General features: G+C 72.2%; 14 protein-coding genes and 2 pseudogenes. 7 read left to right on the forward strand and 9 right to left on the reverse strand.

The window, feature by feature from the left end:
- Nucleotides 1–12: 12 nt before the first annotated feature.
- Nucleotides 13–3,408, reverse strand: a complete 3,396-nt coding sequence (locus OG247_RS03005) for a CARDB domain-containing protein (RefSeq protein ID WP_327250698.1) — start codon at nucleotides 3,406–3,408, stop codon at nucleotides 13–15.
- Nucleotides 3,409–3,530: 122 nt separating this feature from the next.
- Nucleotides 3,531–4,091 (reverse strand): TetR/AcrR family transcriptional regulator, encoded by a 561-nt coding sequence (locus OG247_RS03010; protein WP_327250699.1) that lies wholly within the window; start codon nucleotides 4,089–4,091, stop codon nucleotides 3,531–3,533.
- Here OG247_RS03010 and OG247_RS03015 point away from each other — a divergent pair.
- Nucleotides 4,047–5,139, forward strand: a pseudogene (locus OG247_RS03015) (FAD-dependent oxidoreductase). The gene OG247_RS03010 and the pseudogene OG247_RS03015 sit on opposite strands and share 45 nt — an antisense overlap.
- On the opposite strand, the gene OG247_RS03020 reads toward OG247_RS03015, so the two are convergent.
- From OG247_RS03020 to OG247_RS03030, 3 genes and pseudogenes are all read right to left on the reverse strand, one after another.
- On the reverse strand, nucleotides 5,127–5,729 hold the full coding sequence (locus tag OG247_RS03020) for a HutD/Ves family protein (RefSeq protein WP_327257324.1): 603 nt from the start codon (nucleotides 5,727–5,729) through the stop codon (nucleotides 5,127–5,129). The pseudogene OG247_RS03015 and the gene OG247_RS03020 sit on opposite strands and share 13 nt — an antisense overlap.
- 228 nt (nucleotides 5,730–5,957) lie before the next feature.
- Nucleotides 5,958–6,475: pseudogene (locus OG247_RS03025) on the reverse strand (hypothetical protein); the annotation flags it as partial.
- Between the two features lie 127 nt (nucleotides 6,476–6,602).
- A complete protein-coding gene (locus OG247_RS03030; protein ID WP_327250700.1) occupies nucleotides 6,603–8,156 on the reverse strand; it encodes an MFS transporter in 1,554 nt (517 codons plus the stop codon).
- Nucleotides 8,157–8,299: 143 nt separating this feature from the next.
- Between OG247_RS03030 and OG247_RS03035 the strand changes: the two genes are divergently transcribed.
- The 4 genes from OG247_RS03035 to OG247_RS03050 all read left to right on the forward strand — a co-directional run bounded on the left by OG247_RS03035 (nucleotide 8,300) and on the right by OG247_RS03050 (nucleotide 10,863).
- Entirely contained in the window at nucleotides 8,300–8,743 is a 444-nt protein-coding gene (locus tag OG247_RS03035) for a MarR family winged helix-turn-helix transcriptional regulator (protein WP_327250701.1), read from the forward strand.
- Between the two features lie 92 nt (nucleotides 8,744–8,835).
- Complete coding sequence (locus OG247_RS03040) at nucleotides 8,836–9,027, forward strand: DUF5302 domain-containing protein (protein WP_243333056.1); 192 nt, start codon at nucleotides 8,836–8,838, stop codon at nucleotides 9,025–9,027.
- Between the two features lie 331 nt (nucleotides 9,028–9,358).
- Nucleotides 9,359–9,769: a rodlin gene (locus OG247_RS03045; RefSeq protein WP_327250702.1), complete on the forward strand. Its 411-nt coding sequence runs from the start codon at nucleotides 9,359–9,361 to the stop codon at nucleotides 9,767–9,769.
- A gap of 182 nt (nucleotides 9,770–9,951) precedes the next feature.
- A complete protein-coding gene (locus OG247_RS03050; RefSeq protein ID WP_327257325.1) occupies nucleotides 9,952–10,863 on the forward strand; it encodes a glycoside hydrolase family 19 protein in 912 nt (303 codons plus the stop codon).
- A gap of 111 nt (nucleotides 10,864–10,974) precedes the next feature.
- Here the strand turns inward: OG247_RS03050 and OG247_RS03055 are convergent, their stop codons facing one another.
- Both OG247_RS03055 and OG247_RS03060 read right to left on the reverse strand, forming a co-directional pair.
- Nucleotides 10,975–13,752, reverse strand: coding sequence for a helix-turn-helix transcriptional regulator (locus OG247_RS03055; protein ID WP_327250703.1), 2,778 nt, complete (start codon nucleotides 13,750–13,752; stop codon nucleotides 10,975–10,977).
- Nucleotides 13,753–13,977: 225 nt separating this feature from the next.
- Nucleotides 13,978–15,744: a S8 family serine peptidase gene (locus tag OG247_RS03060; protein WP_327257326.1), complete on the reverse strand. Its 1,767-nt coding sequence runs from the start codon at nucleotides 15,742–15,744 to the stop codon at nucleotides 13,978–13,980.
- Nucleotides 15,745–16,183: 439 nt separating this feature from the next.
- Between OG247_RS03060 and pip the strand changes: the two genes are divergently transcribed.
- On the forward strand, nucleotides 16,184–17,146 hold the full coding sequence (gene pip, locus OG247_RS03065) for a prolyl aminopeptidase (protein ID WP_327250704.1): 963 nt from the start codon (nucleotides 16,184–16,186) through the stop codon (nucleotides 17,144–17,146).
- A gap of 30 nt (nucleotides 17,147–17,176) precedes the next feature.
- Here the strand turns inward: pip and OG247_RS03070 are convergent, their stop codons facing one another.
- Complete coding sequence (locus tag OG247_RS03070) at nucleotides 17,177–17,929, reverse strand: DUF1838 family protein (RefSeq protein ID WP_327250705.1); 753 nt, start codon at nucleotides 17,927–17,929, stop codon at nucleotides 17,177–17,179.
- 178 nt (nucleotides 17,930–18,107) lie between these two features.
- On the opposite strand from OG247_RS03070, the gene OG247_RS03075 reads away from it, so the two are divergent.
- Complete coding sequence (locus tag OG247_RS03075; protein ID WP_327250706.1) at nucleotides 18,108–18,410, forward strand: putative quinol monooxygenase; 303 nt, start codon at nucleotides 18,108–18,110, stop codon at nucleotides 18,408–18,410.
- Here OG247_RS03075 and OG247_RS03080 read toward each other — a convergent pair.
- Nucleotides 18,407–19,525, reverse strand: coding sequence for a tetratricopeptide repeat protein (locus OG247_RS03080; protein ID WP_327250707.1), 1,119 nt, complete (start codon nucleotides 19,523–19,525; stop codon nucleotides 18,407–18,409). The genes OG247_RS03075 and OG247_RS03080 overlap by 4 nt on opposite strands.
- Nucleotides 19,526–19,711 lie beyond the last annotated feature (186 nt).

Genomic DNA, 19,711 nt, shown 5'->3' on the forward strand with positions numbered 1-19,711 from the left:
ACCCGCCTGCCGTCAGCCGCCGTTGATCAGGAACTGCGATCCGGGTTCGATCAGGATGTTGCCCTGGGCGGATCCGGTGATGGTGACGTTGGACAGGATGGCGTTGCCGCGCGCCCCGCCCATGGCCAGGATTCCGGACCCGTTGTTGGACTTGTCGATGGTCACGTTCGTGATCTTGACGTCGGACATGACCCCGCCGCCGGTCTTGAACTGGATCCCGTCGTAGGTGGAGTCGTGGATGTCGGTGTCGCGGATGACGACACCCGGGATGGGCAAGTTCGACGGGAAGAGGGTGATCGCGCCGAACTCCTGGTCCTCGTTCCAGAACGCGCCGCCGGTGCGGAAGAGCCCGTTGCCCGCGATCAGGGTCTGCCCGGAGAAGGGCAGCGGATCGTGGTCGGTCGCCAGCATGATGCCGGGGTAGTTCATGGTGTCGTAGATCAGGTTGTTCTCGATGGTGTTGCCGTAACCGCCGTACAGGGCGATGCCGTTGGCCCGCCACGGGAGCTGGATGGTGTTGTTGCGGAAGTGGTTGTCGTGGCCGATGTCCACCGACTGGTCCTTGACGTACTTGCTGGACCACACCGCGAGGGCGTCGTCACCGGTCGTACGGAACGAGGAGTTGAAGACGGTGGAGTTGCGGGTGCCGTTGGCGAAGTTGATGCCGTCGGCGTAGGTGTCGCGGATCCGCATGCCGTTGAACTCGATGCCGTCGCCGGGGCCCCACAGGGCCGGGATGTTGTCGTAGTCGCGGCCGACCCAGACTCCGACGTTGGCGTGTTCGATCCACACGTTGGTGATCTTGGTGTTCTTGCCGAAGCGTCCGTTGAGGCCCACACCGCCCTCGGCGTTGCCGTCGCCGCCGCGGATCCGGCCCGATCCGAAGATGGCGATGTCGGAGATCTGCGTGTTGTCGTCGATCTCGAAGCCGAAGTTGCCCTCGTGCGGGTGGTTGATGCCGCCCGCGTCCTGCGGCTGGGTGAGCGTGTAGAGCTGCGAGTGCCACATGCCCGCGCCGCGGATGGAGACGTCGCTGATGCCCACCTGGTTGAACTGGCCCCGGTTCAGCGGGTCGTCGGTGAGGATCTTCTGCTCCTGGCGCCACTGGCCCTGCGGGATCCAGACGCAGGCGATCTGCCCGTTCTGGTCCGCCGTCACGGCCTTCTGGATGGCGAGCGTGTCGTCGATGCCGTCGTTCGGGATCGCGCCGTAGTCGGTGATCGAGGTGCACTCGGCGGGCTTGGACGCCGCCGGGGCCACCTGCTCCAGGTCGATCAGATCGATGACGTAGTACGAGGCCGTGTCGCCCGCGTCTCGCTGGAGGCGGAAGGTGGTGCCCGGCGGGTAGCTCTGCGCGAGCAGGGCGTGGGACTCGTCGAAGAGCCTGCGGGCGTCGCCGCCGGGGGTGTTGGTCAGACCCTCGGGGCTGTCGGTGCTGCCGTAGAGCCAGCTGTGCTTCGAGGAGAGGTTCAGCTTCTGGGCGAAGCTGCCGTTGACGTACAGGCTGATCGTGGCGTCGGCGCCGCCGCCGTTCGCGGCGTCCGGGATCGAGTTGCGCACGACGATGGAGTTGGCCTGGTTGGTCGAGGTGAACTGCACGTACTGGCCGGCCGAGGAGAGGCGCACGGACTCGCGGCCCGAGGACTCGGTGGCGAAGTTGGTGTGCCCGAAGGTGCGCTTGGCGTCGCTCTGCAGCAGGGTGCCGGTGTAACTGCCGGCCTCCGCCTCGTACTCGGTGTACGGGAGCGCCGCACCGCGGCCGACGACCACGGCGCGGGAGTGGCTGTTGTTGGTCTCGTTGGTCTCGGTGACGAGGTTGGTCCCGTCGGCGGTGGCGGTGAGGGTGGCTCCGCCGCTGACCGCCGTCCAGGTGCCGTTGATGGGCACGTTGACGGTTTCACCGGCGGGGATCGCCGGGGTGGGGCCGTTCAGGGTGGTGGATCCGGCGACCAGCCGGGTGATGGTGCCCGCGCTCACCGCGCTGGTGCCCCGGTTGCGGACGGCCACGGTGAAGGAGACCGGGGCGCCCACGGCCGGGTTGGCCGGATTGGTGGCGATGGAGAGGGCTTCCAGGTCGGGGCCCGGGGCCTGGCCGACGACGAGCTTGGCCGCGGCCGTACGGCTGTTGTTGGTGTCGTTCTGCTCCGGAACGGTGCCGGCCGGGTCGACGACGGCGGAGACGGTGTAGCTGCCCATCGGACGCTTGCCGACGGCGACCGGGACGGTGGCGGAGGCTCCGGCGGCGAGGGCTCCGACCGGGGCGCTGCCCGCGACGGCGCCTTCCAGGCTGACGTTGACGGTGGTGGCCGGGGAGGCGGCCGTACCGGCGTTGCGGACGGTCGCGTTGACCGTGACCGCGTCGCTCTCGGAGGGGGTGGCCGGGGACCAGGCGAGGTCCGTGACCGTGAGGTCCGGGTTCGGGGCGGCGGCGCCGATGACCTGGAACTCGGCGGCCTGTCCGCCACCGGCCCCGGTGTTGCCGGAGAACTTCAGCTGGACCTCGGCGAGCCGGCCGGAGACGGGAACGGTCACGGTGTTCTGGTTGCCGGCCGGGCTGAACGCGTAGTCCGCACGGGCCTTCAGGGTGGTGAACCCGCTCGCCGACTGCTCCCGGCCCAGGATCTCGAAGCTCTGGGTGCGGTTGCCCCAGGCGGGGTCGGGGTTGAGCTTGAGGACCACTCCGGTGACGTCGGCGTTGGAGCCCAGCTTCACGGTCAGCGTGGACTGCTGGCCTCCCGCCTCCCAGTAGCTGGTGACGCTGTCGTCGTTCGCGTTGGCCGCGACGAACGACTGGGTGGTGGAGGAGGCCTCGATGGGCTTGCCCTTGGCGAGGTTCACGCCGACGGGCGGCGGAGTGCCCGGGTCCCCGGGATCGCCCGGATCGCCGCTGCCGTCGGCGGAGTACACCTCGAGCTCCGATATCTGCGCGGCCTGCCAGCCCGTGTTGGCGGAGACGTTCACCCGCACGTAGCGGACCGTCGCGGCGGTGAACCCGATGGTCACCGCGTTCGACTGGGCGGGGTTGAACACCCGGCCCGCCGAAGCGGACAGGGTGGTGAAGGTGTTTCCGTCGGTGCTGCCCTGCACGGTCAGCGTCTCGGTCCGCGTCTCCCACGGGGCGGGCAGCTTCAGCACCACCTGGTCGACGGCGACGCTGCTGCCGAGGTCCACCTGCACCCACTGCGGGAAGGTTCCCGAAGGCCCCTCCCAGTAAGAACCCTGGTTGCCGTCGGTGACCCCCGGGGCCCCGTACCCGCCGAGGGAGCCGCTCGCGGAGACCGCCTTGCCGAGGGCGAGGTTGGGTCCGCCCGCCGCCGCGGCGAGGCTGACGGGCAGGAGCCCGACCGACATCAGTCCCGCGACCACCGTGCCGGCCACCATCAGCCGACCACCTTGCTTCCATCTCATGCTGTCCTCTGTTCCATGAGGGGACCCGGCCCGACGCAGCCGCGCCTGCCGCAAACTTGCGTACCGTTATTAATTTTTTGAGTGATCTGATCGCAGTTATGCGGCCATGGCGCCACAGGTTTCTAGCAGATGACGACTTTGTCAACGCTTCGCACAGAGGGGGGAGTTCGGATCACACCCCGGGCCAGCCGCGCTCCAGGTGGGCGAAGGCCACGTCCAGGGCGCTCCTCGGGTCCGGCCGCGTGCCCGCGAGATCGGGGATCTCCAGGACGTAGCGGGCCAGGATGCGCAGCGAATCGTCGTCGGCCGGGCGTCCGCACCTCGGCGATGACCCCGGCCAGGACCTCCTCGCAGCCCGTCCACATCCGGCGGGCGTAGGCGCGCAGTGCGGGGGTGGCCACGACGAGCTGCGTCTTGAGCAGGAACTCCGGTGCCGGATCCGGATCGAAGGGGCCGCGGCCGGCGAAGAACGCATGCAGGGCCGCCAGGACCGACACCCCGTCGGCCCGGCCGCGTACCGCGAGGGCGAGGGACTCGGCCCGCTCGGCGCCGTCCTCCAGGATCAGCGCCTCCTTCCCGCCGGGGAAGTGTGCGAACAGGGTCGTCAGGGCCGTGTCGGCGGCCTCGGCGACCTTGACCTGGTCGAAGCCAGCCTCACCCTGGCCCGCGTCCTGCACGTGCACGGAATCGAGGCGGCCGTCTTCGACCTCGACGCCTCACCCACCGCCCGCGACCAGGGCGGCGTGCTCGATCTGCACGAGGAATCCGGCCAGGCCGCCCTGCGCGCGGCCGGGCTCCACGAGGACTTCCGCGCGCTCGTACTCTCCGGCGGCCAGGCCATGCGGATCCTCGACAGCGGCGCGGCCGTCCACCTCGAACACGCCGATGAGCAGGACGGCGAGGACCACGGCCGCCCCGAGGTGCACCGTGCCGCGCTGCGCGACCTCCTCCTCGACTCGCTCCCCGCGGGAACGGTCCGCTGGGGGTCCAGGGCCACCGGCGTACGGGCCCTCGCCGACGGCGTCCACGAGGTGGCTCTGGCCGACGGGTCCGTCTTCACCACCGGCCTGCTCATCGGCGCGGACGGCGCCTGGTCGAAGGTCCGCCCGCTGGTCTCGTCCGCGCTCCCCCGGTACAGCGGCCTGTCCTTCGCCGAGGCGCACCTGTACGACGCGGATGTCCGCCATCCCGCGAGCGCGGCCCCGGTCGGCGGCGGGATGATGTTCGCGCTCGACGAGGGCCTGGGTCTGCTCGCCCACCGCGAGCCGGGAGGCACCGTGCACGTCTACGCCGCCCTGCGGACGGGCGAGGACTGGGCCGCCGATTCCGCCCCGGCGATGGAAGCCGTCCTGGAGCGGTTCGCCGGATGGGACCCGCGGCTGCGCGCGCTCGTCGCCGGCAGCGACGTCCCGCTCGTGGGACGGCCGATTCACGCGCTGCCGGTGGGCCACCGCTGGACCCGCACCCCCGGCGTGACCCTGATCGGCGACGCCGCGCACCTGATGTCCCCCTTCGCCGGGCGCCAACCTGCCCATGCTCGACGGCGCCGAGCTCGCCGCGGCCCTGGTGGCCCGCCCCGGGGACCCGGAGGGTGCCTTCACCGCGTACGAGGAGGCGATGTTCCCCCGCTCCGAGGCCGCCGCGGCCGAGTCCGCGGACAACCTCGACCTGTGCTTCGGCGCCGGAGCGCCGAAGACCCTGGTGGAGCGGATGGCCTCCTACACCGGCTGAGCGCGGACGGGCTCCGCCGGGGCCGGGGCGAGGCGGACCACCGCCGCGCGCCCGGAGCTCCGTAGCAGGACCTCGCGCGCTCCGGTCATCAACGCGGCGTCGTACGAGCCCAGTTCGGTGGAGCCGTCGACCTCGGCCGTCCCCTCCAGGGCGACGATCAGCAGGCTCTCGCCGGGCCGTACGGCGAGCGCGAGGTCGCCCCGTACGACGGCGGTGTCGGCCCTCACCACGCCGCGGCGGTACATCACGTTGAAGTTCACCACCGGCCCGCCCAGCAGCCGGCAGCCGGTCGGCTCGTCGCCGGGGAACCGCTGGGGCGCGTACCGCCGGTCCACGAGGCGTCGTACGCCGCCGATCTCGAGGTCCATGCCGGCGCCCTCCGCGAGGGTGAGCGTGCGGTCGACGCCGGGGAACACGGAGAAGGCGCCGTCGGCGGTCACCTCCGCGAGGCTGACCCGCCAGCCGAAATCGTCCATCCCGGAGCCCTCGGGCCCGGCGGCGATCTCGCGGGTCACTCCCCCGCCGTTCTTCCACCGGGCCGCCGGGCGGTCGGCCGCCCGCAGGATCCGGATCACTGCTTCGCTGCTCATGGCACCCTTCCGGGCCCGGGGAGATCCTTTCCGGGCCCGGTCGAGCCTATCCAGCCGAAGGCCGGCCGGTGCGCTCAGCCGATCGCGAGGTCGTCGCCGTGGACCGGGCCCTGGCCGTACCAGCCGTGCGGGGAGACGGTGGCCGTGCCGGAGGGACCGGTGGTGAACGGGACCGTGAGCGTGGTCCAGCCCGTGGAGCCGGTCCAGGGCGCTGCCGCTCGCGCCGGGGTTTTGGGCGCTGCCCGAGCAGGTGTCGGAGCCGCCGGTGCCCGGGCGGCCTCCGTTGTCGCGCCGCAAGGCCCAGAAGGAAAGGGTGTCGATGCCCTTGGCCGTGGCCCAGTTGTAGACGGCGGTGGCGTCGGCCGTGGTGAAGGTCTCGGCGGCGCCGAAGTCGTCGATGCCCGGCATCTCGGTGACGCCGATCATGCCCCTGCTCCCGAGCCCGCTCGTGGTGGTGGGCAGGGTGTACGAGATCTGCAGCGGCGGCCGGTGGCGGCGGCCCGGTCCTGGAGCTTCTTGACGGCCTGGTTGCGGCGGTCGACCGCCGCCTTGTCGGTCAGGGACTTGTCCTCGATGTCCATGTCGAGGCGGCTGACATCGTAGGTCGTGACGACTTTCTGGTAGGCCGCGGTGATCGCGTCCACGCTGGTGCGGCTGTCGGCGATCTCGGTGCCGCCGCGATGGGCCGCGTAGCCGCCGAAGGAGGGGATGACGTCCCCGCCGCGCGAGCGGATGGTGGTGAAGTCTCAAGGGTGCGGTCTCTTGAACGGGTAAAGCCGCCCCCGGGCCCCTCCGCATCTGCGGCGGGGCCCGGGGGCGGCTCGGTGGTGAGGTGACGCCGCTCCGGTGATGCGGTGCGGACCGACCAACCGATCAGGCGTCGGCCTTCTCGGCCGACGGCACGGGAGTCTTCGCGGCGGACTCCGCGGCGGCCACCGACGCCGGGCCGCCGCCTGCCGCCGGCGCGGTGGCGTCCGTCGCGTCGGTCCGCGGGCCGTGTGCCCCGCGCAGGCCGATTCCGCTGATCACCGCGACCAGGCCGAAGGCCACGGCGCCGATGGCGAAGGTGAGGGTGAAGCCGGATTCGGCCGGCAGCGCGGGAACTCCCGCCGGGAGGTGTTCGATCGTCTTCGAGGCCAGGATGGTGGTCACGATGGCGCTGCCGATCGCGCTGCCGGTGGACCGGGAGATCGAGTTGATGCCGTTGGCGATGCCGCTCTGGTGGTGCGGGACGCTCGCCATGATCACGGCCGGCATGGCCGCGTAGCCGAAGCTGACGGCCGCGCCGACGATGAGGCCGGCACCGATCACCGAGGCGCTGTGCCCGTGGTCCAGGGCGAGCCAGCCGAAGCCGGCGGCTCCGAGGGCCGCGGCCACGGCCAGTGCGGCGCGCGGCCCGCGGTGGCGGACCAGCTGCCCGCCGATCGGCGAGGCGAGGAGAGAGACGATCGCGCCGGGCAGCAGGAACTCCACGGAGGCCCGCAGGATGGAGGCGTCGAAGCCGTAGCCGGTCAGGGCCTTCGGCATCTGGACGAGGTAGGAGACGCCCAGGAAGTTCGCGAACATGCCGAAGCCGACGAGGATGCCGGCCAGGTTGGCCATCAGGACCGGACGGTGGACGAACATCCGCATGTCGACGAGGGGCTCGCGGACCTTGAGCTCGGTGAGCACCCAGACGGCGGTCATGACGACGGCGCCGGCGAAGCTGCCCAGCGTGCGGCCGGAGGCCCAGCCCCACTCGTGGCCCTGGGAGATCGGGAGCAGGAGCAGCAGCAGGGCGATGCCCAGGGTGAGCGCGCCGAGGAAGTCCGTACGGCCTCCGGTCTTGTGCCGGGTCGCCGGAACCAGGAAGACCACGGCGAGCAGCGCGAGCACGGCGAAGCCGGTGGCCATCCAGAAGGCGTTGCGGTAGTCGGCGTCGCTGCCGGAGGTCAGCAGGCCGGTGGCGACGAGCGCCAGGCCGCTGCCGAACGCGAGGGTGCCGCTGACCAGGGCCATCGCTCCGGGGAGCTTCTGCGGTCGGACCTCTTCGCGCAGCACCGAGAGGGCCAGCGGGAAGATCGCGGTGGCGGCGCCCTGGAGGACGCGGCCGAGGAGGAGCAGGGGCAGGGAGGACGCCAGCGCCGCGATGACGGAGCCCGCGACCATGACGCCGAGTACGGCCACCAGCGTCGGCTTCTTGCCGTGCTGGTCGCCGAAGCGGCCGAGCAGCGGGGTGAAGACGGCGGCGGACAGCAGGGTGGCGGTGGTCACCCAGCTGACGTTGGCGGTGGTGGTGCCGAGATCGCTGCGGATCAGACCGAGGATCGGGACCGGCAGCGTCTGCATCATCGACACGACCATGGCGGCCAGGCTCAGGGCGAAGACGATGACCGTCTCGTTCCGGCGGCCGCCGGCCTGGGTGGTGGCGGAGGGGGTGGGGCTCATGGCAGGGAGGACCTTTTCAGTGCTTCAGATCGCAGATGTTTGACGTCATCAAGTACTTCGACTCCAGCAGACGGTAGACCTCAATAGTTAAGGTGGTCAAGTAAAAGGTTGATAATGTCAAACACCTTGAGTACGCTCCGAGCATGAGCGCCACCACCCCCCACGCCGTCCCGACCAAGCTGGAGCTGCTGGAGCTGCTCGCCGCCATCGGCACCGCCCAGTGGCGGGATTTCGCGTCGGCCGCCGCGCACCACGGCCTCACCTCCACCCAGGCGAAGGTCCTCGCCCAGCTGAAGGGCCCGCTCCCGATGCGGGGCCTCGCCACCCTGCTGGTGTGCGACGCCTCGAACGTGACCGGCATCGTGGACCGGCTGGAGGCCCGCGAGCTGGTCCGCCGCGAGCCCGACCCCGCGGACCGGCGCGTCAAGAACGTCGTGGCCACGGACGCGGGCCGCGAGGTGATCCGCCGGGTGCGCGAGGAGATGCAGGCCACGCACGGCGCCCTCGACGTCCTGGACGACACCGAGCGCGCGACGCTCCACGCCCTGCTCGAGCGGTTGCGGCCGACCCTGGAGAAGGAGGCCTGAGACCGGTCCGGAGCCGCCTCGCGCGAACGCGTTGGCCAGGGGAAACACCACCTGACAGACTGCAACGGCTTCAGAACATTCCAGGAGGACGCATGTCAGAAGAATCAGACACCCCGCAGAACGAATCGCCGGCCGAGGAGGCCAAGCGGAAGTTCAAGGAGGCCCTGGAGCGGAACGCCGCCAATGCCCAGTCGCAGCAGGCACACCAGAGCCGGGCGAAGATCCAGGGCGCCGGCGGCAACCCCGGGGGCAAGAACAAGAAGGTCCGCCGCAAGACCGGCTGACCGCCGCGGCGTCGCGTTGCCGCGACACCGCCCCTGCCGGCCTCGACCGGGTCCGGGACCGCGCACGGTCCGGATCCGGTCGGGGGCGGCACCTCCCCCAGCGCACGGGGCGCGAACCAGGGGGGCACGCGCACGTACGCACCCGGGGAACGAGATCCGCCCGCCTGTCGGCATTGGGTCAATCGGCCGACGCCCGACCGCACCGGTGGAGTGCAAGGTTGAGCCACTCGGGTGATGGGTGATAACCCCCGGTGTCCACGGCAGTTGAGCAGCTCGTCCCGCCGAGGGCAGCTATCTCATGCGACAGTGCGACAGAAGAAGGATCTCCCACATGCTCAAGAAGTTCATGGCCACCGCAGCCGCCACCGCCGCCGTTCTGGGTGCCGGTGCCGCCGTAGCCTCCCCGGCGATGGCGATCGGCAACGACAACGGCGTCAACACGGTCAACGGCAACAACTCCTCGCAGCTCTACGGCAACCAGGAGACCGGCGGCGCCATGAGCCCGCAGATGTCCGCCATCCAGGGCTCCCTGAACAAGCTCTGTGTCGGCCTGCCCGCGAAGCTCAACGTCCAGTCGGTCCTGGCCCTGGTCAACGTCGGCGTCCAGGACATCCCGATCGCGTCCAACCCGCAGAACCAGCAGTGCGCCGAGAACTCCACCCAGGCCAAGGGTGACGAGACCGCTTCGCACATCCTGGACAACATCCCGGTCCTCTCCGGCAACCTCTCCGCCGGTAGCTGACCCCCACAACCAAGCGCCGGTGCACCGCCCTTCGGGGCATGGCACCGGTGCTTCATTTTGGTCTAGACCTTGACAGGTCCAGACCATCCTCGCTTCAGTGGGCGCAGTTGTCCGTTGCCCGTTGCCCCCCACGGCGACACGGCAACTCCCCCCACCGAAGGAGAACTTCCGTGATACGCACCCTGCGCCGCCGCGCCCTCTCGCTGGCCGCCACCGCGGCCGTCACCCTCGGCCTCGCGATCGCCCTCCCCTCCTCCCCCGCCGTCGCGGCTCCCGCCTGCGCCGGCGCGTGGGCGACTTCGGCCGTCTACACCGGCGGCGCGACCGCCTCGTACGGCGGTCACAACTGGCTGGCCAAGTGGTGGACCCAGGGCGAGACCCCCGGCACCACCGGCCAGTGGGGCGTCTGGTCCGACCAGGGCGTCTGCGGAGGCGGCGGGACCCCCAACCCGGACCCGACCACGCCCAACCCCTCCGGATTCGTGGTCAGCGAGGCCCAGTTCAACCAGATGTTCCCGAACCGGAACCCCTTCTACACCTACAACGGCCTGGTCGCGGCCCTGTCGGCCTACCCCGGCTTCGCCACCACCGGTGACGACACCGTCAAGCGGCGCGAGGCGGCAGCCTTCCTGGCCAACGTCTCGCACGAAACCGGCGGGCTCGTGCACATCGTCGAGCAGAACACCGCCAACTACCCGCACTACTGCGACACGAGCCAGTCCTACGGCTGTCCTGCCGGACAGGCCGCCTACTACGGGCGCGGGCCCATCCAGTTGAGCTGGAACTACAACTACAAGGCGGCCGGCGACGCCCTGGGCATCAACCTCCTGGCCAACCCCTACCTGGTGGAGCAGGACCCGGCCGTCGCGATGAAGACCGCGCTCTGGTACTGGAACACGCAGAACGGCCCGGGCACGATGACCGCCCACGCGGCCATGGTGAACGGCGCGGGCTTCGGCGAGACCATCCGCTCCATCAACGGCGCGCTGGAGTGCAACGGCGGAAACCCGGCGCAGGTGCAGAGCCGGATCAACACCTACCAGAGCTTCACCCAGGTCCTGGGCGTGACCCCGGGGAACAACCTGAGCTGCTGAGCCGGGTCGGCGCGCCTTTGACCGGCACGTTCTTGACCGGCACGTTCTTGGCCGGCACATTCTTGGCCGGCACATTCTTGGCCGGCACGTCCTTGGCCGGCACGTTCTTGTTCAGCGCAGCCGCAGCGTGGTGGCCAGCTGGGCCCGGGACCGGACGTCGAGCTTCTGGTAGATCCGGGTCAGCCGGGCCTCCACGGTCTTCACGCTGACGAAGAGCTTCGCGGCCGCCTCCTGGTTGCTGGCGCCCTGGGCCACCAGCACCGCGAGGCGGGTCTCCGCCTCCGTGAGGGCGGCCAGGGGCCGGGCCCCGCCGCCGCCCTCACTCCCGGAGGCGGACGGGGACGGCTCCCTCGCGAGCTCCGCCCACGGGGTCGCGCCGGCCCGGGCGAAGGCCTCGGCGGCCGCCGTCAGTGCGGCGCGGGCGGGTGCGCGCCGACGGCGTCGGCGCTCCACCCGGGCGAGGGCGAGCAGCGTACGGGCCCGCTCCAAGGGCAGTTCGAGGCGTGCGAAGCGCTCGGCGGTGTCCTCCAGCAGGGCGACGGCCGCCTCGGCGTCACCGTGCGCGGACAGGCACAGCCCGCGGGCCCGGTCGAGGGCTGCGATCACGCTGGTGCGGCCGAGCGCGAGGGCCGTCGTGCGGACCCGGTCCTGCAGTTCGGCGGCCTCGTCGGGTGCGTCGGCGGCGACCAGGGCTTCGGCCAGCTCTCCGTGCCAGCGCAGGATCGAGGGGTCGACCACCTGCTGGGCGGCTTCCAGTTCGGCCACGCGGCGCAGGGTGACCACTGCCTTCGCGGCCTCGCCCGTGGCCAGTTCGACCAGGCCGAGGACGTACAGGCCGCGGGAGAGGAAGATCTGGTCGTGCTCCTCCTCGGAGGCCTGGATACCGCGCCGGGCATATCCGGCGGCGCGCGGGAAACCGCCGCCCATGACCTCGGCCATCGCGGCGACGTACCAGGCGGGTCCGGGCGAGAGGCCCGCCTCGACGGTCAGCCGCAGGGCGGCGCGGGCGTGGGCCGTGGCCGCGGCGCACCTGCCCCGGCGCAGTTCCACCTCGGTGAGGCTGCGCAGTACTTCGAAGACGTCCTCGGCGGATCCGGTGCGCCGCACGGCGGGCAGCAGGACCAGGAGCTGGCGTCCTGCGTCGGCGAGCCGGTCGTCGAAGAGGGCGTGGCGGACGGCGAGGTACTGCGGGGCGTTGCGCATGCCGAGCGGCACTTCGGGTGCGGGCAGGGCGAGCGCCTCGGCGAGGATGTCCTCGGCGTCCGGATCGCCGAGGATGCGCCCCATCCGGGCCCGTACGGTCAGCGCCATGGCCTCGGCGACCTGGTCGCCGCCTCTGCGGGCCAGCACGCCGGCCTGCGCGGCGGCGTCGCGGGAGCGGACGGGGTCGCCGTCGCTGAGGTTGTGCTTCCAGGCGAGTCGCAGCCGGATGGCGGCCTGCAGGGCGGGGTCGCCCTCGGCGTCGGCCGCGGCGTGCGCGAAGGTTTCGTCGAGGGATCCGAGGGCCTGGCCCTCGGCGTCGATGACGGCGAGGCGGGCCCGCACCCGGTCGGCGGGCGAGGCGTCGCGGGCGAGCACGGCGCGGGTGGCGCGGCGGGCGAGGTCGGCGCGGCCGGCCCAGCCCGCGTCCTCGGCGGCGCAGACGAGCCGGGCGAGCTCCTCGCCGGGCAGGTGGCAGGGGGTCCGGTCGGCGGCGAGCAGGCCGAGCTCGGCGGCCAGGTCCCGCTGGCCGCGGCGTCTGCAGGAGGCGGCGGCTTCGGTGATCTCGGCGGCGAGCGTCTCGTCGGGGGCGTCCACGGCCAGCGCGCGGTGGCGTACGGCCTGGACGGGGTCGTCGACGGCGGCGGCCAGCGCGGCGTGTCCGGCTGCGCGTTCCGGCCAGCCCGCGTCGGCGGCCAGCGCGGTGGGCAGGGCCCCGGCGGTGAACCGGATCGTGCCGTCCTCTTCCACGGTGAGCAGCGCGGCCCGTTCGGCCACGGCGAGCTCGGCCTCGGCGTCGGGGCGCCCGGCCCGCCGCAGCAGCGCGGTGGTGGGGCGGGCGGCGAGGGCGGCGTAGAGCAGGGTGCGCCGGGCCTGGCCGGGGACGGCGCCGAGGAGCCGTCGGGCCACTTCGCGGGCCTGGCCGGAGACGGGCAGCGGATCGGCGTGGTGGGCGCCGCCCTCCCGGGAGCCGGCGGCTTCGGCGAGGGAGTGGCCCAGCGCCAGGGCGAGGCGCGGGTTGCCTCCGCTGGCCTGGTGGATGCGGCCGGCGAGGCGGGCCGGGAGCCCGCGGCGCACCAGCAGTTCGGCGACCTCGTCGGTGCCGAGCGGGGGCACCCGTATCTGGGGGGTGTCCGGTCCCCACAGGGCCTCGCAGAGCGGGGCCCCGCCCTGGACGCATTCGGCGGCGAGGACGCGTACCCGTGGCGGGGTCAGGCGCAGGGCGAAGCGGAGCAGGTCGGTACTCTCCGCGTCGAGCCACTGGGCGTTGTCGAGGGCGAGCAGGACGGGTCCGCGGGCGGCGAGGGTGCGCAGCACCTCGACGACGGCGAGGCGCAGGGCGACGTGGTCGCGGCCGACGCGGGGTGCGTCGGTTTCTCGCCGCAGGAGGGCGATGGCGGTGCGCTGCGGTCCGGAGAGGCATTCCAGGGCGGCGGCGGGGACGGAGGCGAGGAGGGCGGCGGCGGAGGCTTCGGGTATCCACCGGTCGGCGGCGCCGGGGGCGAGTCGCAGCACGGTCTCGTGGCGCAGCGCGGCGGCCTCGGTGAGGGCGCGCAGCACCTCGGTCTTGCCCGAGCCTGCGGGCCCGGTGAGCAGGGCGCGTCCGTGCGTGGTCAGCGCGCGGTCGACCGCCTTGATCAGTTCACCGTGTCCGACGGTCGTGTCGGCGTTCCCCGTCGCCACCACCACGCACAGCCACCAGCCTCTCGCTTGCCCGCTCCTGTGCCCTTCCTGTGAGACGCGACAATACGAGGTCGGATGCCCGGCGGGCCCGGATTGTGACGCAGAATTCAGTCACGTGACAGGAAAACCCGCCGGACCTGCCGATACGTGGGGTATCGGCAGGTCCGGCGGGCTCGTTTGGTCCGTACTATCGCACCGTCAGGGGTGGTTCGGGTGCGGGTGGGACCGGGCTCAGAAGGTCAGGCTCCAGGAGTCGATCTTTCCGGTGTCGCCGCCGGCGTTGTCGTTGACGCGCAGCTTCCAGGTGCCGTTCGCGCCCTCGGAGGAGGCGTTGACGGTGTAGACCTGGTTGATGTTGTCGGCGCTGCCGCCGGTCCGGTTGTGCACCGTGTAGACGGTGCCGTCGGGGGCGACGAGGTCGACCTTCAGGTCACCGATGTAGGTGTGGACGATGTTCACGGCGACCTTGAGGGTGGCCGGGGCGTTGCCGGTGACACCGGTGACGGTGACCGGGCTCTCCACGGTGGCGTTGTCGCCGATCGCGAAGTCCGTGGTGTTCTCGAAGCCCGGGGTGGGCGGGGTCGAGGTCACGGCGGTGACGCTCGCGGCGGCGTCGGCGAGGCCGGTGCCGCAGCCGCCGGTGCAGGTGCCGGCCAGCGGGCGGGCGTTGGTCTTGATCGCGGACTCGATCTGGGCCGGGGTCAGCGCGGAGTTCGCCGACTTCAGCAGGGCGGCGAGGCCCGCGACGTGCGGGGCGGCCATGCTGGTGCCCTGGTAGGGCTCGTAGTTCTCGGCGCCGGGGGTGGTGGCGCCGGTGTTCAGGGTGGACCAGATGCCGTTCTCGGGCGTGGTGATGGTGCCGGGCGTGTCGGTGGCGCGGCGGGTCTCACCGCCGGGGGCGGCGACGTCGATGATCGCGCCGTAGTTCGAGTAGAAGGAGCGGTCGCCGGTGCGGTTGCTGGCGGCGACGTTGATCACGTTGTTGCAGCTGGCGGGCGAGAAGCCGGACGCGTCGGCGTTGCTGTTGCCGGCGGCGACGACGACGGTCGTGCCACGGCCGACGGCGGCGTTGATGGCGTTCTGGTACGTGGCGGTGCAGGCACCGGAGCCGCCGAGGCTCATGTTGATGACCTTGGCCGGGGTGGCGTTGGCCGGGATGCCCGAGACAGTGCCGCCGGAGGCCCAGGTGATGGCGTCGACGATGTCCGAGGTGGCACCGCCGCACTTGCCGAGCACGCGGACGGGCTGGATCTTCGCGCCGTACGCGATGCCGGCGACGCCCTTGGCGTTGCTCGTGGCGGCGGCGATGGTGCCGGCGACGTGGGTGCCGTGCCAGGAGGAGTCACTGGCCTTGGAGCCGGTGCCGCACTCGCCGGCCGCGCTCCAGTCGCCCTGGTCGGCGGGGTTGTTGTCGCGGCCGTTGCCGTCGCGGGCGGCGGTGGAGCTGGCGATGAAGTCGTAGCCCGCGACCACGTTGGCGGCCAGGTCGGAGTGGGCGACGTAGCCGGTGTCGATCACGGCGACCGTGACGCCGGAACCGGTGGTCGTGTCCCAGGCCGCCGGAACGTTCATGCCCGCGGTGGGCTCGAAGAGGTCCCACTGCCTGGCGTACTCGGTGTCGTTGGGGGTGACGGCGAGGGCGTAGGCGCGGGAGTCGGCCTCGACGTAGGCGACGTCGGGGTCGGCGCGGAACTGGGCCATGACGGCGGCCGCGTCGGCCGGGGCGCCGAGGGTGACGAGTGCGGCTCCGGTGCCGAGGCGGCGCTCGAAGGTGGCCTTCTTCGAGGCCTTCTTGCCCTTGGCCGCCACGTCGGCGGCGGCGGCGGAGTTGGAGCCGGCCTCGGCGGCCGAATTCTTGTACCCGACGATGAGGTTCTCGACGGGGGCCGCGGCGGTGGGGGAACCGGCGGCCGGCAGGGTCTGCGAGCCGGGGGCGGGATCCGCGGCGGTCAGTGCCAGGGAGGTGGTGGCGGTGCCGGCGAGCAGGGTGACGGACATTGCCACCACGGATATGAGCCTGCGTCGTCTGGATGCGTGCACGGTGTTCCCTTTCGCGGGCCGCCACAGGATGCGCCGGGGGCGGCCGGTTGGTGCAGTGTGGGAGGTTGACCGGCGGCCGCGGGGCCGGAACGGGCTGGTCAAGCCCGCCCGGCCGCCGCTGCTGCACACCACGTCGTCGCCCGCCGCAGCGTCGGGGCTGGGCAACGGTGGCACCGGCGAAGGACCGACTTGCCAGCTTCACGCCATGTGGGGTGGGCGCGGGGGCTGTTCGGACGGGGAGGATCGCCGGTGGGCAGACAGTAGGCAAAGCGGGGATGAACGCGATACGGGGAAAACCCTTGTCCGCACCCTGCCGGGCCCGCCGTAGGGTGGCCGGATCCCGACGGGCGGACGGCAAGCGGCCGTCCGGGACGGGGAGATAGAGGAGGTCGGGGACGTGACAGTGCTCTACCCGCCGGTCGAGCCCTACGACAAGGGGATGCTCGACGTCGGCGACGGAAACGTCATCTACTGGGAGGTCTGCGGCAATCCGGAAGGAAAGCCCGCGCTCGTGGTCCACGGCGGTCCGGGGTCCGGGTGCACCGAGCACGCCCGCCGGCTCTTCGATCCGGCACGCTACCGGGTGGTCCTGTTCGACCAGAGGGGATGTGGCCGCAGCACCCCGCACGCGAGCGATCCGGCGACCGACATGCGGCACAACACCACCGGCCACCTCGTCGCCGACATGGAACGGCTGCGCGAGCACCTCGGCATCGGCCGCTGGCTGCTGTACGGCGGCTCGTGGGGCTCCACACTGATCCTGGCCTACGCCGAGCGGCACCCGGAGCGGGTCTCCGAGATCGTCATCGCGGCCGTCACCACCACCCGGCGCTCGGAGATCGACTGGCTGTACCGCGGCGTCGGCCGGTACTTCCCCGAGCAGTGGGAACGATTCCTCGCCGGCTCCGGCGGCACGGCGCGCGACGGCGACCTCGTCGGGGCCTACGCGCGGCTGGCTGCCGATCCCGACGAGGAGGTACGGGCGAAGGCCACGGCGGACTGGTGCGCCTGGGAGGACGCGGTGCTGTCCGGCGAGACGAACGTCGCCTCCCGGCCGTACACCGGCCGGCCGGCCGCGGCCCGGACCGCCCTCGTGCGCATCTGCTCGCACTACTTCTCGCACGGTGCGTGGCTGGAGGAGGGTGAGCTGCTGCGCGGCGCCCACCGGCTGGCCGGCATCCCGGGCGTCCTGATCCACGGCCGGCTCGACATGGGCAGCCCCCTCGACACGGCCTGGGAACTGTCCCGGGCCTGGCCCGGCGTGGAGCTGACCGTGGTCGAGGAGGCGGGACACATGGGCGGCCAGGACACCCTCGACCACGTGCTCGGCGCCCTGGACCGGTTCGCGGCCGGCGGCTGAGAGCCCTCGGGGCGGGCCCGTCCCGACCGCTCAGGCGCCGGGCGCGTCCGACGGCGGGTTGAGCCTGCGGAAGTACGTCCAGCTGGTCTCGTTCGGATCCGTCCACTTCTCGGGGGCGTGGGCGAACTCCGGGTGGCGGGCCTCGATGTACGCGCGGGTCCGCTCCGGGACCTCGGCGTAGGAGTCGAGTTTGCGGCCCCGGCAGTGGAAGGCGAGCCCGCCGGGGCGCGGGCCCTGTTCCATCCACGGGAGCCAGGGCGACATCCGGGTCCAGGACATGGTGGACGGGACGCCGGGCGCGTCGGTGGCGAGGACCGAGGCGGGGGCGAAGAACTGGAAGAGCTCCAGGGCCCGGTAGGTGTCGTCGGCCGAGTTCGCCGGGTACTGGGCGACGGGCAGCGGGGAGGGGTAGGCGAGCGGGATCTCCAGGCTGAAGCAGACCTGGTCGCCCAGTTCGGTCATGGGGACCGGGAAGGGACGCCACTTCTGGTTGGCGGGGTCGTTCCAGACGTGGACCACGGGCTTGTCCTCCCAGGTCTCCAGGATCTCCCGGGTCAGCGGATCCAGGTAGAACGCGGCCTCCCGGGTGAGGAGCTGGTAGGTCCCCGGCGCCTCGTCCTCCACCAGCCGGGCCACGTTGACGCCTTCGAATCCGAAGAGGCGCCGGTAGGGCTCACCGGGGGCCCAGGCGTGGACGTCACCGGTCCACCAGAAGGTGACCTCGGACCCGTCGAGGGAGGCCCGGGTACGGGCGAGGGCCTGCAACAGCTCTTCTGGTGTCATACCGCCCCACTCTGCGCGGTCGGCCCGTAACGGGCAAGGACCGGACCGGCCATGCGGGGCGAACCGGTCGGGCGAGGGTCGGCAGGCCGGGCGAGGGTCGGCAGGCCGGGCGAGCGAGGGCCGGCCGGGGCGGAAAAGCCTTTCCGCCACACCGCCGGGCCGATCTAGTCTTCGGCCCATGCCATCGACAGTTCGACTCCTGATCCTCGTCACCACCCTCCCGGGCCGCGGCCGGGAGCAGGTCGACGCCTACGAACGCCTCGCGCCCGTCGTGCGGGCCGAGGAAGGTTGCATCCGCTACGACATGCACCAAGTGAGCGGCGATCCGGACCGGTTCGCCCTCATCGAGGAATGGTCCTCGAGGGCAGCCCTCGCCGCGCACGACGTCACCCCGCACATGATCGAGGCGGACGCGGCGAGCCCGGCGTTCCGTGCGGGACCCGCGGAGGTGATCGAGCTCGACGCGGCACCGCTGGCCTAGGGCGTGTCGTTCGTATCAGGCCGGGCCCAGGAGCTCGATCTCGCGGGCCGCGCGCGGGGAGTGGACCCCCCGGTTGAGGGTTTCCGCGTACCGCAGTTCGGCGGCGGCCTCCCGCTCGTGGCCGCCCTGCCGGTACAGCCGGGCCCGTTCCACGTGGGTGAGCATGATCGCGCGTTGCTGCTGGGCGGGGCGGGAGGCCAGCGAGGCGTCCAGGGCCGCGTGGGCCGCGCGACGAAGGCCCGTACGGCGTCGGGCGCACGCGGGGCGATCTCCAGCGCCTGGCGTACGTAGGCGAGGGCGACGGCCGGCTGGTTCTGGTCCAGGGCGTCCTGGCTGAGCATCCGCAGGGCGATGGCCTGGGTGGAGGGTTCCCCGGCCAGCTCCGCGAGGGAGGCGGCCCGGCTCAGGGTCCGGCGCGCCTCGGCGAAGGAGCACTGGTCGGCGTAACTGCGGGCCAGGAGCAGCACCGTGCGTGCCGCGTGGCCGATCTCGAGGGCGGACAGGGAGCCTTCGGCCCCGGTGGCGGTGAGGGCCGTACGGAAGGTGCTCTGGAGGTACGCGAGGAGCACGGGCGCGGTGGCGTCCCCGCCGAGGGCGTCGACCTGGCCGGTGAAGAAGTTCTCGGCGGCCCGGCGCAGTTCGGTGTGGGACAGGGTGGGGACCTGGCCGGCGTCGGGCCGGTCGCGTTGTTCGGGGACCCGGTGCGCCTCTCCGCCGTTACGGGGCCTGCGGTGCGGGTGCAGACCGGGCACGGTGGCGAGGAGTTCCGCCGCGAGGGAGTGGAGTCCGGGGGGCGGATCACCGCCGGAGGGGGCGGTGCCCGGCTGCGCCGGGGCGCTGTGGTGGGAGCCGGCGTGGTGCATGCCGGCCTGGCGCATGCCGATGTCGGCCGGGGCGAAGGGACGGTCCAGGCGGGCGGCGAGGATCTCGCAGAGGAGCCCGGGGACGGGGTCGCGCGGGGTGGTGCCGCGCAGCCAGTGGGCGACCGAGGTCCGGTCGTAGCCGGTGGTGAGGCCGGCCGCCTGCGCGCTCGTGTTGAGCCGCCGGGCCAGGGCTTCGTAGGTCCAGCCGGTTTCCCTGATCAGGCGGTGCAGGAGGTGGTTGGCAGCGGGCACGGCGGTGGTCCTTCCTTGCGATGCGGGTCGCTCGAGAAGGTTGCTTTGCCTTATGAACAGTCAAACGGGGGCAAAGGTTGCGGGGCCCGGGCGGCGGGGCCGGAGCGTGCAACACCTTCAACGGATTTCGGCGCCCCGGCCGGGCGGTGACCGTCCTGCGGACGCCCGGTTGACGCAGGCGGGGGT

This window comes from Streptomyces sp. NBC_01244 (assembly GCF_035987325.1).
Taxonomy (GTDB): Bacteria; Actinomycetota; Actinomycetes; order Streptomycetales; family Streptomycetaceae; genus Streptomyces.

What these genes read in the sequence shown, in the direction of transcription:
- OG247_RS03005 (WP_327250698.1), bottom strand. Translation starts at nt 3,408, where the DNA reads ATGAGATGGAAGCAAGGTGGTCGGCTGATGGTGGCCGGCACGGTGGTC.
- OG247_RS03020 (WP_327257324.1), bottom strand. Translation starts at nt 5,729, where the DNA reads ATGAGCAGCGAAGCAGTGATCCGGATCCTGCGGGCGGCCGACCGCCCG.
- OG247_RS03030 (WP_327250700.1), bottom strand. Translation starts at nt 8,156, where the DNA reads ATGAGCCCCACCCCCTCCGCCACCACCCAGGCCGGCGGCCGCCGGAAC.
- OG247_RS03035 (WP_327250701.1), top strand. Translation starts at nt 8,300, where the DNA reads ATGAGCGCCACCACCCCCCACGCCGTCCCGACCAAGCTGGAGCTGCTG.
- OG247_RS03040 (WP_243333056.1), top strand. Translation starts at nt 8,836, where the DNA reads ATGTCAGAAGAATCAGACACCCCGCAGAACGAATCGCCGGCCGAGGAG.
- OG247_RS03045 (WP_327250702.1), top strand. Translation starts at nt 9,359, where the DNA reads ATGCTCAAGAAGTTCATGGCCACCGCAGCCGCCACCGCCGCCGTTCTG.
- OG247_RS03060 (WP_327257326.1), bottom strand. Translation starts at nt 15,744, where the DNA reads ATGTCCGTCACCCTGCTCGCCGGCACCGCCACCACCTCCCTGGCACTG.
- OG247_RS03070 (WP_327250705.1), bottom strand. Translation starts at nt 17,929, where the DNA reads ATGACACCAGAAGAGCTGTTGCAGGCCCTCGCCCGTACCCGGGCCTCC.
- OG247_RS03075 (WP_327250706.1), top strand. Translation starts at nt 18,108, where the DNA reads ATGCCATCGACAGTTCGACTCCTGATCCTCGTCACCACCCTCCCGGGC.